Below are 20,024 nucleotides of genomic sequence, written 5' to 3'. Positions count from 1 at the left end.
TAATATTAAAGTGAAACAAAATAGTAAAATTTGGCAGAAGTTTGATATTTTTTCGCTACGGTTACGCCTAATTTTAGGGATTGCTTTAGTTTCTGCTTTGGGATTAGGTGGACTTGCTAGTTGGACAAGTTGGAAAATGCAGCAAATTTTAATTAATAGTCATAAATATAATATTGCCAAAATTGCCGATCGCTTACCGCGTGATGTGCTGCTTTATAATGAAATGATGCCTATAGAAACTAGTTTACAAAAGGCAATTAATAATTTGACATCTAAAGATACGTTTTTATGGGTGAAAGGTGCTGATCATAAAATTATTGCTAAATCTAATAATTGGCATCTGTTATCAGATGAAACAGCCTCTCAGCTAATGTCTTTAACTGAGATGTTGGTTAAACCAGAATTAGGAAAAGTTAGTCAACGTTATTTTATTTTGTGTAGTGGTACTTTGCCAGGAAACGGTAAGGTTTTAGGTAAGTTATTTGTGGTGCAGGATGTGACTAGCGAACAGATTATGTTTATGGCAATGGTGAGAAGTTTGGCTATTGCTAGTATTTTAGTGATTATAGTAATTTGTGTGGTGATCGCCTTTTATATTCAGCATTCTCTCCAACCTTTACGGCAGTTAAATCAAATGACTGCTGTGATTTCTCTATCAGATTTAGGGCAAGCACAATTATATCTAAAAAATGCCCCCACTGAAGTTAAAGAATTAGCAAATACTTTTAACATGATGTTATCTCGTCTTGCCCAATCTTGGGAGCAAGAACGACAATTTGTAAGTAATGTTTCCCATGAGTTACGCACGCCATTAACTATTGTTAATGGTTATTTACAAAGTGTTTTAAGACGACAAAATAATTTAAATCCTCACCAACTAGAAGCTTTAGAAACCGCATCCCTAGAAACGGAACGCACTATTAGACTTTTACAAGATTTACTGGATTTAGCTAGGGCTGATAGTGGTTATTTGCATTTAAGAAAGGAACTCTGTTTACTCAATGATTTAGTTGCAGAAGTTGTGAGTATGGCAGAGAAGTATAGCGGCAGGGTTATCAAAATTGAGTCAATTAATCGGGAAATTGAGGCAATTATAGACTATAATCGCTTAAAACAAGTCTTAATCAATTTGATTGACAATGCTGTTAAGTATTCGGCAGCAGATACACCTGTAATTATTAAGCTCAATTTACAAAGTGAAGAGGTAATTATTCAAGTTTGTGATCACGGTTTTGGTATTCCTTTACAACATCAATCACGGATTTTTGAACGATTTTACCGTGTAGATGAAGCGCGTACTTCTACTACCGGGGGTTCTGGTTTGGGATTGTCGATTGTTAAGACTTTTGTAGAAAGTATGGGTGGTAAGGTGAGTGTGCGCTCACGTTTGGGTGAAGGAAGTATCTTTACAATTAGTTTACCTGCCGCACCATTACCTATCAAGGTGTAAATTAAGTTTCTCTGTGCTTACAGATTAACAGCTGACTCCATAATTAAGGAATTAAAAGCAAATTTGGGTTTACGCTTGTTATTTATTTGGCTTTATACTAAGCTAACGTACATCTAATTTTAGATGTCTATTACTTGGTATACTACGTAATAATATTAACTGTCCTCTGCGAAAATCCCAAATATTCTTATGACGCACATCTTACTGGTAGAAGATGAGGTCAAACTGGCTCGATTTATAGAATTAGAATTGAATTATGAAGGCTATCAAGTCAGCGTGGCCTATGATGGATTAACAGCACTGACAGCAGCACGGGAGTTAAATCTAGATTTAATCATTTTAGATTGGATGCTACCTGGTGTGTCAGGGTTAGAAATTTGCCGTCGCTTGCGGAGTACCGGTGATAAAGTGCCGATAATTTTATTAACCGCTAAAGATGAAGTCAGCGATCGCGTGGCTGGTTTAGATGCTGGTGCTGATGATTACGTAGTCAAACCATTCAGTGTCGAAGAATTATTAGCCAGAGTCCGCGCCCATCTCCGTAGAAGTAAAGAAACAGACAGCGCAGATATCTTAACATTTGAAGACCTGAGTTTAAATCGCCTTACCAGGGAAGTTTACCGAGGCCAGCGATTAATAGAGTTAACTGCTAAAGAATTTGATTTACTAGATTATTTACTCACCCATCCGCGACAGGTAATTACACGCGATCGCATTTTAGAAGAAGTCTGGGGTTATGACTTCATGGGTGATTCTAACATCATTGAAGTTTACATTCGCTACTTACGCCTCAAACTCGAAGCCAACAACGAAAAGCGACTGCTGCAAACTGTGCGTGGTGTCGGCTACGTATTACGCGATTGAATTAATGAAATCTCAGCAAAAACTCATTAAATTCAATCTCTGATATATTAACATTCAGAATTAATATCAGGACTTACGCAAAACAGAACGGAAGTAGGGGTAATTCATGAATTACCCCTACGCAAGAATCAGGTTTTGAGTTCAATCTTGCGTAAGTCCTAAATATATACAAAGTTAACTTCAGACAACACCAATGACTTATTTAGAAACCGCAGCACAATTTTACAGCGAAGTTGCCCAAACACCAGAAGTAGGACTGTGTTGTGTCCAAAGTACACCCCTGCAACTACCAGGATTAAAAATACCTTTAGTCATGCAGGAAATGAATTATGGTTGTGGTACTACTGTTCACACCACTGAACTAGCAAATCAACCCACAGTCCTGTATGTTGGTGTTGGCGGTGGTTTAGAAGCACTACAATTTGCTTATTTTTCCCGTCGTCCCGGTGCGGTAATTGCTGTTGAACCAGTGGAAGCCATGCGCGAAGCCGCTAGACGTAACTTAGAAATTGCTGCTCAAGAAAATCCTTGGTTTGATACTAGTTTTGTGGAAATTCGTTCAGGGGATGCCTTTAACTTACCCGTTGCCGATGCCTCTGTAGATGTAGTCGCCCAAAATTGTCTTTTCAACATCTTTGAGCCAGCAGATTTAACTCGCGCCCTAAAAGCAGCATATCGGGTATTAAAACCAGGTGGAAGATTGCAAATGAGTGACCCCATTGCTACTAGTCCTATTCCTCCACATTTACAACAAGATGAACAACTACGGGCTATGTGTTTATCTGGCGCTCTCACCTATCAAGAGTATACCGAACTAATTATCAATGCGGGGTTTGGACAAATTGAAATTCGCGCCCGTCGTCCTTATAGATTATTAGATAAACAAACTTATAACCTCCAAAAAAATCTCCTGCTTGAAAGTCTTGATTCCGTTGCTTTTAAAGTGCAAATTCCTGAAGATGGCGCTTGTATCTTTACAGGTAAAACAGCAATTTATGCAGGTACAGAAACTTTTTTTGATGACGCTGCTGGACATATTTTACAACGTGGTATTCCTGCGGCTGTTTGTGATAAAACTGCTGCTAAATTAGCTTCTTTAAAACCAACGGAAATCATGGTAACAGATTCCACTTGGCACTATGATGGTGGTGGGTGCTGTTAATTTTTTGATTTTTTTGAACTCTCAAATCAATGCTCAATTTTCGTCAGGTATAAATGATGATACAAACAGAAATTACACCTTTTTTAGAAAAAATTAGTTCACCTTTAACAAAAAAAGAAATCAATGTTTTACAAATCAATCTAGGGAAACGCTGTAATCTCGCTTGTAATCATTGTCATGTCGAAGCTGGACCGCAAAGAACAGAGGAACTTTCTTTAGAAATTTGTTTAGAGTTAATTGATTTTCTGTTTAAATTTCCAGAAATTAAAATCGTTGATTTAACTGGTGGCGCTCCAGAAATGAATTATGGTTTTAAGCCATTAGTAGAAGCTGCAAGGTTAGCAGGTAAACAAGTCATTGTTAGATCCAATTTGACAATTTTTTTTGTTGAAAGTTTTGGATATTTACCAGAATTTTTTGCTAAAAATCAAGTCAGAGTAGTAGCTTCTCTACCCTGTTATTTAGCAGATAATGTAGATAAAATGCGGGGTAATGGTGTTTTTGATGATTCTATTAAAGCTTTGCAATGGCTGAACAAACTTGGTTATGGAAAAGACCCAAACTTAATTTTAGATTTGGTGTACAATCCCCAATTACCAAAGGATGATAAATTTTCCTTAACTCCAGAACAAACAAATCTAGAAATTGCTTATAAAACGTTCTTGCAAGAACATTTTGATATTGTCTTTAACAACCTCTTCACTATCACTAATCTACCCGTCGGCAGAACCAAGTTACATTTAGAACGGAAAAAGCTTTATTCTAGCTATTTGCAGTTTTTAGAATCGCAGTTTAACCCCGATACAGTTGAAAATCTCATGTGTCGTGATGAAATTTCAGTTGATTATTTGGGCAATCTTTATGATTGCGACTTTAACCAAATGATGAATTTACCTGCAAAAACCAAGAATGGGAAAACCTTAACAATTAGCACATTGTTAAAAGCTGGTAGTTTAGATTTGATTAGTGAAGTGCAAACTTCTGACTATTGCTATGGTTGTACTGCTGGCTGTGGTTCTAGCTGTGGTGGTGCTTTGGTTTAAGGAGGCAGGAGGTAATCCCCATAAATAAATTTAGGGGCTTTAAACCCTTTTGGCAGAGGGAAGAATTATTTTCTAAAACCTTCTGCTTCCTGCCCTCTGCCTTTCTTCGGTAAACTTTTGAGAAGACAAAAATGACAAATGTATTGATAGCCATGGACAGGGTGGTTAGGACATCAATTGATAATAAAACTCCCACTACAAAAGGGTTTTACTCCTGACTCCTGACTCCTGCTATATGTCATCAAACAATAATCATGTAACAAATTTTGTGGTGTTTGAGTAGCCCATAGTGAAATGGCTTATGATGTTATAGGTTAAGTCTCCTCACACCACACTAACCGCCGTGGATTGATTGAAATCTCCACGGTTTTTATTTGTGAAAATCGCTCATGTTTAGATCTTCGACTTCCCAGAGAAATCGAGGATCTTGTTGTTTGTGCCAAAGTGCTGACAACTATCCTCATCCTAACCTCATCCTCAAAAAATCTCGTTACCAAAATTGATACGAGTGCCTCATTCCTGAGTGGTGGGTCTATGATGAAATTAGTTAAGCTCCTCACACCATACTGAAAGCCGTGAAACCACCTGGTTCGCGGTTTTTTCTTTTTTTGTTGTTATAGTTCCAAAAAGCATAGACAAATAAATGATGACATCAATTGAATTATCCGACTTTATCTGTGTTTATCTGCGGTCGATTATTCTTGATATGTTATTCTATACAACGTCAATAAGATGAGATTTGTATTTTGCAAAAAGGTGTTTATTTACCAAGCATGAAAATATCCATCCCCAACCTACGAACGGATGGGGAATAAGATGATTTTTTCCCAAAAAGTTGACCTAAGACTAAATCGGGTTATCTTTAGGATTTACCAACTTCAATAATTTCTGCTTAATTTGAGAATCAAAAACTTCCCATTTGATTTTCGCATAAACAGAATTTTCGTTACCGCCAGATAAGAACCCCATCGGAATCTCAAAGCCACCGGCTCCAGTGCGTCCACCACCAAAAAACCGCCCTGTGCTATCTTGTCCAAAGGCTTCCTTGATAAATTCGTCAGGATCGAGGGTTAGTTTTGTGGTTCTCAGGGAACCTATGACTACTTCTAGTTCGTCATCTTCATCGTGAACTATGCCATACACTACAGCAGTATGCACATTTTCTTCTGTGACAAGAAAATCAGCGGCTTGGGGTATAGCATCTCTGTCGTCATAGCGTAAATAACCAACACCAGCTATGGAAAAGTTATTTTGGACAATGCGATTTTTGAGCGATCGCTCGATCACATCCATTACCCGCTTAGAACGATTTGCCTGTAGAATGGCATTCAGCAACTGAGCATCATAAAATTTGCTCAGATATGCAGCTGCCATAAAATCTTCTTCCTGCGCTTGCATCAACCGATTGGTGTCAGAGCGCAAACCGTGCATTAAAGCAGTTGCACATTTAATGTGCTGGCTAATACTACTATCTAATGTTAATAACCCCGCTTGTAAATACTGAGTAAAGATTGTCGCAGTTGCTCGCACATAAGGACGAACATCGACAAACTCGGCTTTTAGTTCTCCCTGCACACTATGATGATCAACTAGGACTACTAGGGGAACTCCTGCCTGTTGTACTGCTGGTAGTAACCCAGATGTAGTTCCTTGATTATCAATCAACACAAACCCTTGATAAGATAATAAATCTTTACTTTTCAGGGTTTGCATTGTCCAGCGTTGAGCAGGTAAATTAGTTAGCTTAACTAAAGCAATATTCTCTTGATGGCTGAGGGTTCCAGCATAAATAATTTCACATTTGATATCGTATTGTTGGGCAATTAGCTGGTAAGCCCAAGCACAAGAGAGAGCATCAGGGTCAGGAAAATCTTGCAGAATGACAAGATGACGCTCATGCCGATGTGCCAGCAGGGTTTTTTGCAACTCTTCTGACTTTTGAACAGCGAGGGAATTGCCACGTTGAGCTAAATAAGTACCTCCATCACCATTTGCTGCTGGTAAGGAAGGCCGGGTAATTGGTGGAAGTTCCATTGAATCTTTGTCTATTTCAACTTCCTCCCCATTCGGCTCTGTGGTCAATGAAAAACTCTCAAATTGAGTAACGGGAGAATTCAAGTACATAGGGAATTTGGTTTTCAGCGTGGTGGCTCCCACCAGTTATGCTCTGGCTTGTCCACACATTACGATCTTGGCAGAAATCTACAGTCTTGACGCTGCATTATGTTGGTCTATTTGTTGTCAAGCCCATTAGTCAGGGATTAGTAACATCTGTGTGCATATAGAGACTGGAAACAACCAAGCGACTTTTTCTTAAAAGCCGATTGGGACTTGAATATTTATCTCAGTTGACGTATAATCTCCTCTTGATTTCACAACACCGATTCTGAATTTTACATTTGCTACTATTAATATATTTATTATGTTTAATCAGTAATTAACAACTATTTTTATCCAAAATATTCCTCTGAGCGTAACTGGTCGCCGATTAGCATAAATTTCAATAATTTATGGGAATAGTGATCCATCCCTCGTAAAGATGAGGTATAATGATGAGTCTGTTTGTTATCCTGAAATTTAGGCAAACAGTTATGGCATCTGTTGGAAATGCCCCTCCAAAGGTGCAAAAAATTACCAACAAAGGGCAAGTTAAACCCGCAAATTGTGGTATACTGTTTTGATCTAAGGTCAAACAGCGACACCTACAGGTGAAGACTTATCCCCCTGCTGTCTAGTTAGTTCAGTGTTAATGTCAAAGTCCTATAACATATTTTTGCCACTCTTGATGAAGTCCACTCTTAAGATGTTTAGTCACCTCAAAATAGAGGCTGCTATAAGGTTGGCGTGGTGGATGGCGCAAAGGCATCCGGGCTTCTTGAGGTGTACGACAGCCTTTTTTAACGTTGCAGCGTACACAGGCAGCAACAATGTTTTCCCATGTGTCACCCCCTCCACGCGATCGCGGCATGACATGATCTAAAGTCAACTCGTCTCCTGTGTAGCCACAGTATTGACAAGTATGACTGTCTCGATGCAATATATTCCGGCGCGTCAGAGGAATTTCTTTGTAGGGAACACGCACGTAATGGCGCAACCGGATCACGGTTGGCAAAGGAAAATCCGAGTAAATGAATTTACCGTTATGTTCTACGTGTTCTGCCTTGCCTTTAATCAACAAAACTATGGCACGTCGCCAACTCGTTATGTTGAGCGGTTCGTAGGAGGCGTTTAGGACTAAAACCTTCCCCATTGATATTAGCTCAAGGTATTAGTTTTAAATATTTTAACACAAATATACCTTCCTGGGGAGATGAGAATAATTTATACTACCTAAATAATTTAGTGACAGGTGACAGGATGAGTGAAGATACTCATATCCTCATCATAGGTGATTATTTAATCAGATATGAGCATTTTTTTACTTGGATTACTCAAACTCAACACTCACCACCATCTTGTTGAATTGTAAATATTAACTCCCGGATCAAAGGTAAACTTTCCTGATTAAATAGATATGGCTTTGAGGGTTGCAAACCAGAATCATTAGATAGTCTGGAAGCTTGGTAGTGGTCTGATAGGAGTGAAGATCAATGTTCAGTAGCAAACAAACCCCCAGTTTTGCTGATAATCAGGAGCGTGATACTTACGCTTGGTTTTCTCAACGTGCTTGGGTAGAAATTGATTTAGGGGCATTGTCCTATAATGTCAAGCAGTTAGTAAGATTTTTATCATCACCTACCCAGTTAATGGCAGTGGTAAAAGCAGATGCCTATGGACATGGAGCGGTAACAGTTGCTAAAACTGCATTAGATGCAGGTGCGATTTGGTTGGGAGTAGCTACAGTTCCCGAAGGTATTCAGTTGCGGGAAGGTGGAATTAAAGCCCCGATTTTAATTTTAGGCGCAACTCATACACCCGAACAAATTCATGCGATCGCTCACTGGAGACTTCAACCCACACTTTGCAGCCCTAAACAAGCTTTAATATTTTCTAATACACTAGAAGCCATTAAATATAATTCTCCTATACCTGTACACATCAAACTAGATACGGGAATGTCTAGATTAGGCACAAATTGGCAGCAAGCTGGTGATTTTGTGCAGTTAGTACAAGGATTACCACATTTGGATATTGCCAGCATTTATTCTCACCTGGCCACAGCAGATAGTCATGATCCGGCAATCATGCAAGAACAGCATAGACGATTTGAGGAAGCGATCGCCCAAATCAAAGCCAGAGGAATTAAAATTCCCAGTCTGCATTTAGCCAACTCAGCTGCGACCCTGGCAGATCCAAGCTTACACTACGACATGGTGCGTGCAGGTTTAGCTATTTACGGACTTTATCCCGCTCCCCACCTGCAACACAAAGTCAAACTACAACCAGTTTTACAACTCAAAGCCAGAGTTACCCATGTCAAAACAATTGCTGCGGGAACTGGTGTTAGCTATGGTCATAAGTTTATCGCACCCAGAGAAATGCGTCTTGCAGTTGTCGGTATTGGTTATGCAGATGGAGTTCCTCGCAGTCTTTCCAACCAAATGCAAGTTTTACTCCGTGGCCAGCGTGTGCAGCAAATAGGCACAATTACAATGGACCAAATCATGTTAGATGTCAGTTCTATTCCCGATGTGCAGGAAGGGGAAACAGTCACCTTACTGGGAGAACAGGGATCAGAAAAAATCACAGCTGATGATTGGGCAAATCAATTAAACACGATTTCTTGGGAAATTCTTTGCGGCTTCAAGCATCGTCTACCCCGTGTAGCGGTGATGTAGCGGACTCTTTACTGGGGAATGGGGACTCTTGACTGGGAAGATGTGGAGGTGAATGACCTAATGACTAATGACTACAGCAGGAGTCAGGAGTCAGGAGTCAGGAGTAAAACTGGCTTTGTGTATAGGTTTCAATGTAGATTCTGTACCGTATGGCTACGCCACGCCAGCTATCGGCTGACGCTCACGGAAGCCTCATTGATCTGCAATCTGCTGTAATATCCAATTACCTATTGCCATCCATAATTTGTTATGCTATTATAAAATACTGATGCGGATGTGGCGGAATTGGCAGACGCGCTAGATTTAGGTTCTAGTACCGCAAGGTGTGAAGGTTCAAGTCCTTTCATCCGCATTTACAAGCCAATATTATGTGTGCTGATATCGAAATCTTCAAATCAGCATAACCACAATAAGTCTAGCTTTGGTGAATCAGACCGCAAGCGAAAGCTGACACTAAATCAAAGTATCAGAGATATTTTGATACCGTGAATAGCCAGGTACTATCCAGCTTCCGGTAATTTTTAGTATTTAAATACACAGAATATAATTTTTTGTTGACATTTTTGGCGTGATTCAGCAAAAATGGCCAATAATTGCAGTATCGGTAAGTAAGTTATTGAAAACCTACAAATTGACTAAAAAAGTTTTGATAATTTTCAATTAACGCTGTTATAGCAACGGCCAAGGTAGTTAGGACATCAACAGATGATAAAACTTAGACACAAACAAGCTTTTAACTCTGTCACCTGCTATATGGTTGAGTCTTAATACAAAATCAAATATAGCTTTTCTCAGTCTCATGAGGTACACCCTAATTTATTTACTGTTCCCTGTTCCCTGTTCCCTGTTCCCTAAGACTAAAAAACTCTGTACCTCACTAGCTTGGGAAATGCTATATCAGACTTTGTATTTAGGATTACTAAATGATTGATGTTTTATACTTGATTGTAATTGTGATGTATCTCCTATGCAAATTCAAATCACAAGTCTTTAATTTAGCTGAAGTAAAAGCAAAATGATGACAACTCCTTTAGGTAGCTACAGGTTGTTTCACAAACTACATCCACTTTCTCTGTTGGCACAATTAAGCACGAGGAAAGTAACAGGGCATTTAAGTGTATTTACAGAACTTATATCTTGGTCACTCTATTTAGAAGAAGGTAAACTAACTTACGCTACTTATTCGGACAAAGTATTCCAACGTCTTGAAAGTCACTTACAACGCTTGAATCAAGAAATTCCTACTTTCAACAATGCAATTTATCAACAGATGGGGTTGATGTCGGAGGCCGACAATAAGAGTCAGTTAATACCAAATTCTGAGTATCATGCAATTTGCTGGCTAGTAAATCAAAACTATATTACCCCTAAACAAGCAGGGATGTTGATAGAAGAACTGGCCAAAGAGGTGCTAGAGTCATTTATTTCTTTAAGAGAAGGTAATTATAAACTGGGTTCTGATAATTTTTTAAATGAACTTCCAAAATTCTGTAGTTTGGATTTGCAATTCATAGTAGAACATTGTCAAAAACAATTAAGTTATCGGCAACATCTTCAGTCAAAGACACCCTCTAATAGCAGTTTTCAAACTCAGACAACATCTGAAGAACAACTAGAAGATAAATCAGCAAAAGCTGCTTTAATTGAACGGAAGTTGAAACAAAATTTGCCATCCAGTTTGAGTGAGAAATCGTATACAATTGCCTGTATTGATGATAGTCAAGCAGTTCTGAATGCTATTAGACATTTTCTAGATGAAAAGACCTTTTCAGTTGTCATGATTAATGACCCAATTAAAGCTTTAATGCAAATTATCAGAAGTAAACCAGACTTGATTTTATTAGATGTAGAAATGCCAAATTTAGATGGTTATGAACTATGTTCATTATTGCGTAGACATTCATCCTTTAAAAATACTCCCATTATTATGGTAACTGGTAGAACAGGATTTGTGGATAAAGCAAAGGCTAAAATTGTCAGGTCATCTGGCTATTTAACTAAGCCTTTCACAAGAGCAGATTTGCTGAAAATGGTGTCTAAATACATTGGTATTAGCTAAGGAGGTAGGTATGAATAAACCTCACTAGGTAACAAAATTTGGATTATTCAAAACCCTTGTGATTGCTTCGTTACACTCGCAATGATATATTTGTAAATTTTCACACACACCTACTGAACTTAGTAAATGTCAACAATAAAAACATAGTTTTTGGAAGGATTCTGAATAATAGTGAAAGTATTATTATTCAGGATTAGTGAGAGTGTATCCTCGCAAAGTTTCAATACTTAAGCTGAACATAAATGCAAGAATTCAGGAGTCAGGAGTCAGAAGAAATGAGACAGCCAGCACGGACATTTGAAGATTTGATAGTTTGGCAAAAAGCACATGGTTTTGTTCTATATGTCTACAAATTTACTGAACTATTTTCCAAATCTGAAATATATGGGCTGACTTCTCAATTTAGAAGAGCAGCAATTTCTATAGCAGCAAATATAGCAGAGGGATTCAAGAAAAAGGGAGCAGCAGACAAAGTACGGTTTATGAATATTGCACAATCTTCCTTAGAAGAATGCCGTTACTATCTAATTCTTCCTCTTGATCTTGGATAGGTCGATACTAAAGAATTAATGCTCCAAATTGAGGAAGTCAGTAGACTACTGACAAGTTATACTAATTCTATTCTGAATTCTGACTCCTGACTCCTGACTCCTGAATTCTTACACATAAATTTTAAATTACTTGAATTAAATCAATGACAAAATCTCAACTAACCCTTTATTATCAACCAGGACAAAACTCATTAGAAGATAGCTATCTTCAGTTTCAAATAAATCAACAAACCACTGCTGTCTTATCCATTACTCACACCCAAGAAGCGATTATTGTACCTGTCGAATCTGTGACATCTATGCCTAATATGCCTTCCTGTATATTAGGGTTGATGAATTGGCGTAGTCGCGTTATTTGGGTAATTGATATGCCAAAAATGTTTAATTTAGAAGGGCTAGAGCATCCTCTAAGACAGTATAATATTATCGTTATCAAAGTAGAATCAAAGCTTTTAGGTTTAGTTGTGCAAGAAATCAAAGGTACTACTAAATTGAGGGCTGATGATATTCATTCTCCTGTGGGGCAAGTGGCTACTAGCTTAGTGCCTTATTTGTGTGGCTGCGTGGAAGAAAAAGAAGAAATATTGCTGGTGTTAGATGCACGTAATATTGTAAATTATTCTAGTGCAGGTAGTGATTAGTTTATCAAGTTCATAAAAATCAGTTTTTACTGTTATTATTACAGACATTCAGGGGTATTCATTTATGATTAATAAAACCGATACTGCTCACACTGGTGATGCTAACAACAAAGCATCTATTAAGGCATCAGCGCCGATTACTGATAAGAAAGTGGAAATTATTGGACAGCCTCATATAAAAACATCTGATAATTATCCTGGTAATAATGTAATTAGATATTTACGGCAACTGAAATTAAGTACGAAAGCGATAATTTTTTCCATTGCTATCGGCACATTACCAGTATTAGGAATTGGTATGATTGCCTATAATTTGGGTAGCAAATCGATTAGTAAACAAATTATCAGCACTCAAGAAAAAGAAGTAATTAGCTTAGGTGAAATTATTAACCGTTTTATGTTGGCCAGATATGGAGATATTCAAATCCTTTCATCTCTGCCATTTCTGAGCAATCCTGAACTTAGTAAAAGTACGAGTATTGCTGAAAAACAAGCAGTGCTAAACCGTTTCATTACAGCCTATCAAGGCTATGACCATGTGGCGGTTTTTAACCTCAATGGAAAAGTGATTATCCAATCTAAAGGTGGAACTATTAGTCAGGAACAAAACCTGAAATATTTTCAAGAGGTTCTGCGAACGAATGCTCCTGTTATTAGTCAACCAGAAATCTTAAAAAATAATGCAGTAGTGATTTATATTGCTGCACCTATTAAAGATGTAGCGACAGGAAAAACTACTGCTGTAGTGCGAACACGTGTATCCATACAACTGTTAATAGAGTCTATCAAAAATTACGTAGATAATAACGATGACTATTATTTAGTTGATACTGATGGTAAGTTTTTCCTCAGTCTCCAGAAGGATTTATTAGGTCAAGAAGCTACAGTAATATATCCTGGGTTAGCTAACTTGCTGAACCGAGAAAATTTGGATACTTTCACAGGAGTGGAGACGATTTATCAAGCGCCACAACTGGTTAGTTATGCACCATTGAAAAAATTAGAAGGTTTACCAAAGCTGAATTGGCAATTAATTCTGGCTAAAGATGGCGCAATTGCTTTAGACCCGCAAAGACAATTTCTGAAGCTGATTGCTCATATCACAGCAATAATGGCATTATTGATGACATTGCTTGCAGCTTGGTTAGCTAAGAGTATAACAAAGCAAAATTTCTCTGCATATGCGAGTTTAGAAACACTAGGAAATCAAAAAGAGGATGTGTTACCTGTTGGGGTTAAAGAACAGGATATTCAGGTTGCAAAAGAATCGATATCTGAGCAAGAATACCAACCAAAAAACACGCTACATTTACAACTTTTACAGTTAATTAGTCAGGTAGAAAATGCTGCTAAAGGTGATTTGACAGTACAGGTTGAGGTTAAAGATGGGGAAATTGGTACTATTGCCAATGTGTTTAATTCGATTTTAAAAAGCCTCCGGGATATTGTTATCCACGTCAAACAGAATGCAAGTCAAATTAATAGAGATATTGGCTTGAATCAAAATGCTATTAATCATTTTTCAGAGGATGCAACTACACAATTTGAGGAGTTCAACCGGACTTTAGCCACAGTGGAGCAAATGACCAATTATATGCAAGCGTTAGCGAATGACGCGCAAGGAATTACTGCTATTGCTAATCATGCTAAATACACCACTATCAGGAGTGTAAAAGCGATGGATTTGACAGTAAAAAATATTGTATCTTTGCAAGAAACTGTGGATGAAACTGCTAAAAAAGTTAGGCATTTGGGAGAATCTTCCCAACAAATTTCTCGTGTGGTGTCTTTAATTAACCAAGTTGCTATGCAAACTAATTTGTTGGCCATTAATGCAGGAATTGAAGCAGCGCGTGCAGGAGAAGAAGGTCAAGGTTTTGCTGTTGTCGCTGAAGAGGTAGGGGAGTTAGCGGCACGTAGTGCTTCTGCTACTCAAGAAATTGAGCAAATTGTCGAAAAAATTAAACGAGATACAACTGAAGTCGTCAAAGCAATGGAGGTGGGGACAAATCAGGTAATTGAGAGTACGCAAATCGCCGCAGATGCCCAGCAGAGTTTAAGTGAATTTGTGGATATTTCGCAGCAAATCAACGATTTTATCAAGTCAATTTCTACGGCTTCTGTTTCTCCAGAGCAAACATCACAAATTGTCAATCAATTGAGCAAAGATATTGTTGCTATTTCACAACGCACTAGCGATTCTTCCCGGCAAATTTCTGCATCTTTACAACAAACTGCTGAGATTTCCCAGCGACTACAAAATCAGGTTGAGAATTTTAAAATTAATTAATTCAGTAATTTATTCTCGGCTAATAATGAATGATTAATACAGCAGATTGCAGATCAAGGAGGTACAGAATTTAAATTGAAACCTATACACAAAGCCAGTTTTACTCCTGACTCCTGTACAGACGTTCCGCCGGAACGTCTCTACTGACTCCTGACTCCTGCTGTAACTAATGACTAAGGAATAATAATTTATGACCAATGATAAAGAATTGGAAATTCAGATGCAGTTTCTGGAAGAAGCAACTGATTATTTGAATACTTTAGAAAATATCTTGCTGGAAATCGATACTAGTAAACACCTCGATTTAGACAAGATTAATGCCGCTATGCGAACCGCACATTCAATTAAAGGTGGTGCGGCCATGATGGGTTTTAAAGTGTTGAGTAATTTGGCTCATCGTTTAGAAGATTCTTTTAAGGTCTTAAAAACTCGGAAAAAATCTCTGGAAATTGATACTCATTTACAGAGTTTATTGTTATCTGGAGTTGACTGGTTAAGGCAAATTGTAGATTTATTATCCGAGAGAAAATCTCTAGATGATAAATGGTTGAGAACTTTTTGTTACCCGATTTTTGATGAACTGCATGAGCGTTTGGGTGATCCTTCTCCAGAGGATATTACTACCATGCTATCACCAGAAGATGGTCAAGAAATTATTCCTTTGTTGTTTGAAACAGAAGTTGAAGAATGTTTGCAGCATTTAGAATCTCTATTAGCAAATAGTTCTGCAAATGATTTACAGTCGGAAGTGGGGGTGATGGCTGCGGAGTTGGGTGGGTTGGGAGAAATGCTTCAGTTACCTGCTTTTACCCAACTTTGTGAGTCAGTTGGTCATTATTTAGAAACTCAGTCTAATCGCTGTGTAGAAATTTCTCAGTTAGCATTGCAATCATGGAGGCGATCGCAAGCTTTAGTCCTGACAAATCAAAGAGATAAATTACCCACAAAAATTGAATTAGTTGAAGTAGTTGTTAGCCATAATCAGCAACAGGTTAATAATATTCCAGCAAAAAATCAGGAAATTACCTTAGTAGAAGAGGAGCTAATTCCTGATTTAGAATCTTTAGAGATAGAATTACCACCAGAAATTAATGCTGTTGAGTTTCCTGACCCAAATATAGCATTTACTCAACAACTTCCCTCGCTAGACTATAAACATATTGAACGCAAAGGCGAAATTATTGGAGTTTCTAAAGATAAGGAAACTCATGAAAATACAGTTCGAGTTCCAAGTAAGCAATTAGAGGAAATTAATGATTTATTTGGAGAAATACTCATTCAGCGCAATGGATTAAATTCTCAATTAGAAAGATTACGCAAACTAGTTTTGGGACTGAGCCAACGAGTACAAACTCTTCACCAAGAAAATCAAGAAGTGCGTTTGGTCTATGAGAAAATTATTACCCAAACTATCTCTTCGGGAATATCAACATCAGAAGAAATGGTAAAAGAATCTGGGGTGAATGGGATAGAAATAGATCGCTATCAAAAATTCAACCTGTTATCTCAGGATGTAATGGAAACTATTGTTCAGGTAGCAGAAGTTGCTAGTGATATTCAACTCAGTGTTGATGATACAGACCAAATTGCGAGGAAGCTGAATAAAACATCTAAGCAAGTACAGAGAAAATTAACGCAAGTGCGGATGCGTCCTTTATCGGATTTAGTCGAGCGTTTTCCTAGAGCAATTCGGGATTTAAATGTTGAGTATGGCAAAAACGTTCAGTTAAAAATTGAAGGTGGTAAAACTTTAATTGAACGCAGCATTTTAGAGGCTTTGAATGAGCCTTTAATGCACTTATTACGTAATGCTTTTGATCATGGAATTGAAGATACAGCTACCCGTTACGCTTTAGGAAAACCCGAACAAGGATTGATTGAAATTAAAGGATATCATCGCAGCGATCGCACCATCATTGCCATCAGTGATGATGGTAGAGGTATTTCTTTAGAAAAAATTCGCCACCGCGCTGTAGCTATGGGTTTGGATACAGCATTGATAGCTACTGCTAGTGAAGAAGAACTATTATCACTAATTTTTGAGCCTGGGTTTACTACTTCTGATCAAGTTACAGCTTTATCTGGTCGTGGTGTGGGAATGGATGTAGTTCGTAATAATCTACAACTAGTGCGGGGCGATGTGAAAGTTGATACACAGCTAGGAATTGGTACAACTTTTACTTTATCAGTACCATTCACACTGTCTGTAGCGCGAGTTTTGTTAGTAGAAAGCGATACTGGCAGCAATCCACACCATCGCCTGGTCTTGGCATTTCCTACAGATGTAGTTGCGGAAATCTTTTTACTAGATAATGAGCAGGTTTTCTCCATGGATGGTGGGGAATTTCTCAAATGGCAAGATACCATGCTACCTTTAATGCGTTTGGGTAATTACTTTGAATTTAATTGTTCTCACTACCATCATTTAGAGATAGAAAGTGCCACAGGAATTAACGCTAGTAGTGTGTTAATCATCAAAAATGATCATCAACCCATAGCTGTGCAAATAGACCGTTGCTGGGGTGAGCAAGAAGTGGCAATTCGTCAAGTTGAAGGAAATATACCTTTACCAGATGGTTTTAGTAACTGTACAATGCTTGGTGATGGTCGGGTAGTGCCATTAGTAAATACTAATGAATTAGTATCTTGGGCAACAAACAATCAACGTCCTCATAAAACTAATAAATTACCGACAACTAAATTAAAAACAGCTTTTCTCAAACCACAAAAGCCTAAACCTATAGCTAGATATACTCATCAAAAAGGCATAATTTTGATTGTCGATGACTCGATTAATGTCCGGCGTTATTTAGCTCTAACTCTGGAAAAGGGAGGGTATCAGGTTGAACAGGCTAAAGATGGTCAAGATGCGTGGGAAAAGCTAGAGAGTGGGTTAAAAGTGCAAGCTGTAATTTGTGATATTGAGATGCCGCGTCTTGATGGTTATAGCTTTTTAGAACGGGTGAAATCTCATGATGATTTAAAAAGTATTCCTGTTGCTATGTTGACTTCTCGTAGTAGTAATAAACATCGTCAACTAGCGATGCAACTAGGAGCTAGAGCTTATTTTTCTAAACCTTATAATGAACAAGATTTGTTGAGAACATTGGAAGAAATTATTTTTAGAATTGCGGAAACAGGATCTGCTAATAATTAAAAAAGCGGGCAAGATGCCCGCACCACAAGATTAAATAAATTATATTTTGGTAATACCTTAAGCAGGTTGTTCGGTTTTGGGTTTATCAGAACTAGATTCTTCGGTTGTGGTTGTCTCTTTCTTCTTCTCCGGTTGTTGTTCAGTTGCTTGTTGAACTTGTTGCAGGTGAATGTTATTTACTTGGTTGATAAACGATTCGACGGCTTGACTTACTCTTTGTTGTTGTTCAGCTTCTCCAGAAACATCATAACAACGATAAGCAGGTGAAATACCCAAAATAAATTTTTCTTGTTCTGCTTCTAACAATTCAACAGTTGTGTTAGCTGCAACCCAATTTTTTTGAAAAGGGAAAGAGGTGACAATACTAGCGACAATAGAAGCAAGAGCCGGACAAATTACTGGGAGCCACTTCAGCCAAGCTTGTCCTGCTTCTAATTTATCTACTAAGACTAAAATGGGTGTGACACCAGACAAAATAACGGTGGAAATTTGCAAGACATAGTAAAGATTTCTTGCCCAGTTTCTAGTGCCTCTGTAATCATTAATCAAATCTTGACAATACTCTAAAGCTTTGGCTCTGGCAGGGACGATTGTATTGTTTTCCAAAGAGTTACTATGAGTTAATAAAGAGGTGTAGAGTTCAGCTTTTTTTTGTAGTTCAGCCTGTTGTGATTCCTTAAGGGCATTGTTAACCGAGCTTCTGTTGAGTAGAAACAAAAAAATGGCAACAGCTAAAGCTCCGGCTCCAGCTATTACATATTGTTGATTGCTAGAATCAAAGTAAAGGATGATGGCAGCACTGATAAAAACAGCTGCTAATAAATAATCAATCAGCTTTAAGAACAATAGCATTTTTTCACCTGGCGAAGAAAATAAATAAGACGTACAGGTAATTTACCAAGTAGTCCTGGCACGATACGGAATTAGAAATTGAGTGAAAAGCCAGAAAAAAGGTTATTTCACAAACAATCAATAATGTTACACGAAAGTAGCATTCAATACAAGCTTGTTAAGCTAATAGTTAACAAAAATACAGTTATGAAAATATCAGCATCCAGAGTTAATCTCAGGAAGATGAAAAATTTAAAACTTCTTTAAATAGGGCTTACGCAAGTGTCCCTTGTGATAAGGGACAATTACTTGTAGTTGGCGATCAATATTTCTCCACTTACGATGACTACCCTTTTGAGAAATCAATTCAAATCCATAACGCTGCAAAATACGTTCAACTTCATCTGCATTCATGCGACGGTTGCGGGTCATCCGACCAAAACCTCCCGCAAAATTGCTCCTGATTTTAATTCGATGGGGTCTGGTTCAAGATACAGTGCGATCGCTTATTCAGAGAGAAAGGAAAGAGCGATCGCTCCGGTACAGAAACATTTACAATATATTTCAGAGACTTTTGGTTAAAATATCTTTACGCATGATTTGTATATCAGAAAATATAAATCTCCAATATCTGGGAGTGTAATTAAGTTAATACCAAAATACTTTCCAGGTCACTACTATCAAATTGGGTAATTGTGGACAAATTATCTCTCAAAATCTGCACAATCTTTGATGTGGGACTATTACCAATACGCAGATAAATAAATTTGGGTGGATGACCATAAAGTAAACTACGTTGATGAAAGTCAGAATCTTTGGAAATAATCACAAAACTATTCATTTTGGCGAATTCCCAGATAATGGCATCATCAGTATTTATAAGTCCTAAAGTTTTAACGTGTTGAGAATCAGGATACAAATCAAGAATTTTATCAACAATCCGATCTGATAAATTTTCGTCTAATAGCAGTTTCATAAAGATGCAACAAATAACCTTTTCTCTCGGTCAGCAGCAAAAGCAAGACAAGCTTTAATATCTTCAGATGTCAGTTCTGAAAAATCTTCCAGAATTTCGGCTTCTGTCATCCCACCTGCTAAATATTCTAAAATGTCGTACACAGTAATACGCATTCCGCGAATGCAAGGTTTTCCACTGCGTTTTCCAGGTTCAATGGTAATAATGTCTTGATAATTCATG

The 20,024-nt window shown here is 37.8% G+C and carries 15 protein-coding genes, 1 tRNA gene and 1 pseudogene; 11 read left to right on the top strand and 6 right to left on the bottom strand.

Annotation, left to right across the window (positions count from 1 at the left end; translation table 11 throughout):
• Positions 1-10 precede the first annotated feature (10 nt).
• The 4 genes from H6G06_RS22940 to arsS all read left to right on the top strand — a co-directional run bounded on the left by H6G06_RS22940 (position 11) and on the right by arsS (position 4,519).
• The gene (locus tag H6G06_RS22940) at positions 11-1,450 is read left to right on the top strand and encodes an ATP-binding protein (protein WP_190564376.1); all 1,440 of its coding nucleotides are present in this window, start codon (positions 11-13) and stop codon (positions 1,448-1,450) included.
• Between the two features lie 189 nt (positions 1,451-1,639).
• Entirely contained in the window at positions 1,640-2,314 is a 675-nt protein-coding gene (locus tag H6G06_RS22935; RefSeq protein ID WP_190564375.1) for a response regulator transcription factor, read from the top strand.
• A 193-nt stretch (positions 2,315-2,507) separates the two neighbouring features.
• Complete coding sequence (gene arsM, locus H6G06_RS22930; RefSeq protein ID WP_190564374.1) at positions 2,508-3,476, top strand: arsenosugar biosynthesis arsenite methyltransferase ArsM; 969 nt, start codon at positions 2,508-2,510, stop codon at positions 3,474-3,476.
• Between the two features lie 56 nt (positions 3,477-3,532).
• Positions 3,533-4,519, top strand: a complete 987-nt coding sequence (gene arsS / locus H6G06_RS22925; RefSeq protein WP_190564410.1) for an arsenosugar biosynthesis radical SAM (seleno)protein ArsS — start codon at positions 3,533-3,535, stop codon at positions 4,517-4,519.
• 846 nt (positions 4,520-5,365) lie between these two features.
• On the opposite strand, the gene H6G06_RS22920 is transcribed toward arsS, so the two are convergent.
• Both H6G06_RS22920 and H6G06_RS22915 read right to left on the bottom strand, forming a co-directional pair.
• The gene (locus H6G06_RS22920; protein ID WP_190564373.1) at positions 5,366-6,643 is read right to left on the bottom strand and encodes a DHH family phosphoesterase; all 1,278 of its coding nucleotides are present in this window, start codon (positions 6,641-6,643) and stop codon (positions 5,366-5,368) included.
• 628 nt (positions 6,644-7,271) lie between these two features.
• Positions 7,272-7,769 (bottom strand): HNH endonuclease, encoded by a 498-nt coding sequence (locus H6G06_RS22915; RefSeq protein WP_190564372.1) that lies wholly within the window; start codon positions 7,767-7,769, stop codon positions 7,272-7,274.
• A gap of 340 nt (positions 7,770-8,109) precedes the next feature.
• Here H6G06_RS22915 and alr point away from each other — a divergent pair, with 340 nt between their 5' ends.
• The 7 genes and pseudogenes from alr (at position 8,110) to H6G06_RS22880 (ending at position 17,995) form a co-directional block, all read left to right on the top strand.
• Positions 8,110-9,297, top strand: a complete 1,188-nt coding sequence (alr, locus tag H6G06_RS22910; RefSeq protein ID WP_190564371.1) for an alanine racemase — start codon at positions 8,110-8,112, stop codon at positions 9,295-9,297.
• Positions 9,298-9,567: 270 nt separating this feature from the next.
• Positions 9,568-9,649 (top strand) — tRNA-Leu (locus H6G06_RS22905).
• Between the two features lie 663 nt (positions 9,650-10,312).
• The gene (locus tag H6G06_RS22900; protein ID WP_190564370.1) at positions 10,313-11,356 is read left to right on the top strand and encodes a response regulator; all 1,044 of its coding nucleotides are present in this window, start codon (positions 10,313-10,315) and stop codon (positions 11,354-11,356) included.
• Between the two features lie 275 nt (positions 11,357-11,631).
• Positions 11,632-11,997 (top strand): annotated as a pseudogene (locus H6G06_RS22895) (four helix bundle protein).
• A gap of 53 nt (positions 11,998-12,050) precedes the next feature.
• Positions 12,051-12,548, top strand: coding sequence for a chemotaxis protein CheW (locus H6G06_RS22890; RefSeq protein WP_190564369.1), 498 nt, complete (start codon positions 12,051-12,053; stop codon positions 12,546-12,548).
• Between the two features lie 64 nt (positions 12,549-12,612).
• A complete protein-coding gene (locus H6G06_RS22885) occupies positions 12,613-14,838 on the top strand; it encodes a methyl-accepting chemotaxis protein (protein ID WP_190564368.1) in 2,226 nt (741 codons plus the stop codon).
• A gap of 190 nt (positions 14,839-15,028) precedes the next feature.
• Entirely contained in the window at positions 15,029-17,995 is a 2,967-nt protein-coding gene (locus H6G06_RS22880; RefSeq protein WP_190564367.1) for a hybrid sensor histidine kinase/response regulator, read from the top strand.
• A gap of 57 nt (positions 17,996-18,052) precedes the next feature.
• On the opposite strand, the gene H6G06_RS22875 is transcribed toward H6G06_RS22880, so the two are convergent.
• From H6G06_RS22875 to H6G06_RS22860, 4 genes are all read right to left on the bottom strand, one after another.
• Positions 18,053-18,847, bottom strand: coding sequence for a DUF4231 domain-containing protein (locus tag H6G06_RS22875; RefSeq protein WP_190564366.1), 795 nt, complete (start codon positions 18,845-18,847; stop codon positions 18,053-18,055).
• A 231-nt stretch (positions 18,848-19,078) separates the two neighbouring features.
• Positions 19,079-19,258 carry a type II toxin-antitoxin system HicA family toxin gene (locus tag H6G06_RS22870; RefSeq protein ID WP_190564365.1) on the bottom strand — a complete coding sequence of 60 codons (180 nt, stop codon included), beginning with the start codon at positions 19,256-19,258 and terminating at the stop codon, positions 19,079-19,081.
• 211 nt (positions 19,259-19,469) lie between these two features.
• On the bottom strand, positions 19,470-19,802 hold the full coding sequence (locus H6G06_RS22865; RefSeq protein ID WP_190564364.1) for a DUF5615 family PIN-like protein: 333 nt from the start codon (positions 19,800-19,802) through the stop codon (positions 19,470-19,472).
• Positions 19,799-20,023 (bottom strand): DUF433 domain-containing protein, encoded by a 225-nt coding sequence (locus H6G06_RS22860; protein ID WP_190564363.1) that lies wholly within the window; start codon positions 20,021-20,023, stop codon positions 19,799-19,801. The genes H6G06_RS22865 and H6G06_RS22860 overlap by 4 nt, the downstream gene beginning before the upstream one ends.
• Between the last annotated feature and the right edge of the window lies 1 nt (position 20,024).

This window comes from Anabaena sphaerica FACHB-251 (assembly GCF_014696825.1).
In the GTDB taxonomy this organism is placed as follows: Bacteria; Cyanobacteriota; Cyanobacteriia; order Cyanobacteriales; family Nostocaceae; genus RDYJ01.
The sequence above is the reverse complement of the archived record's forward strand: the minus strand, read 5'-3'. Positions and strand labels throughout refer to the sequence as shown.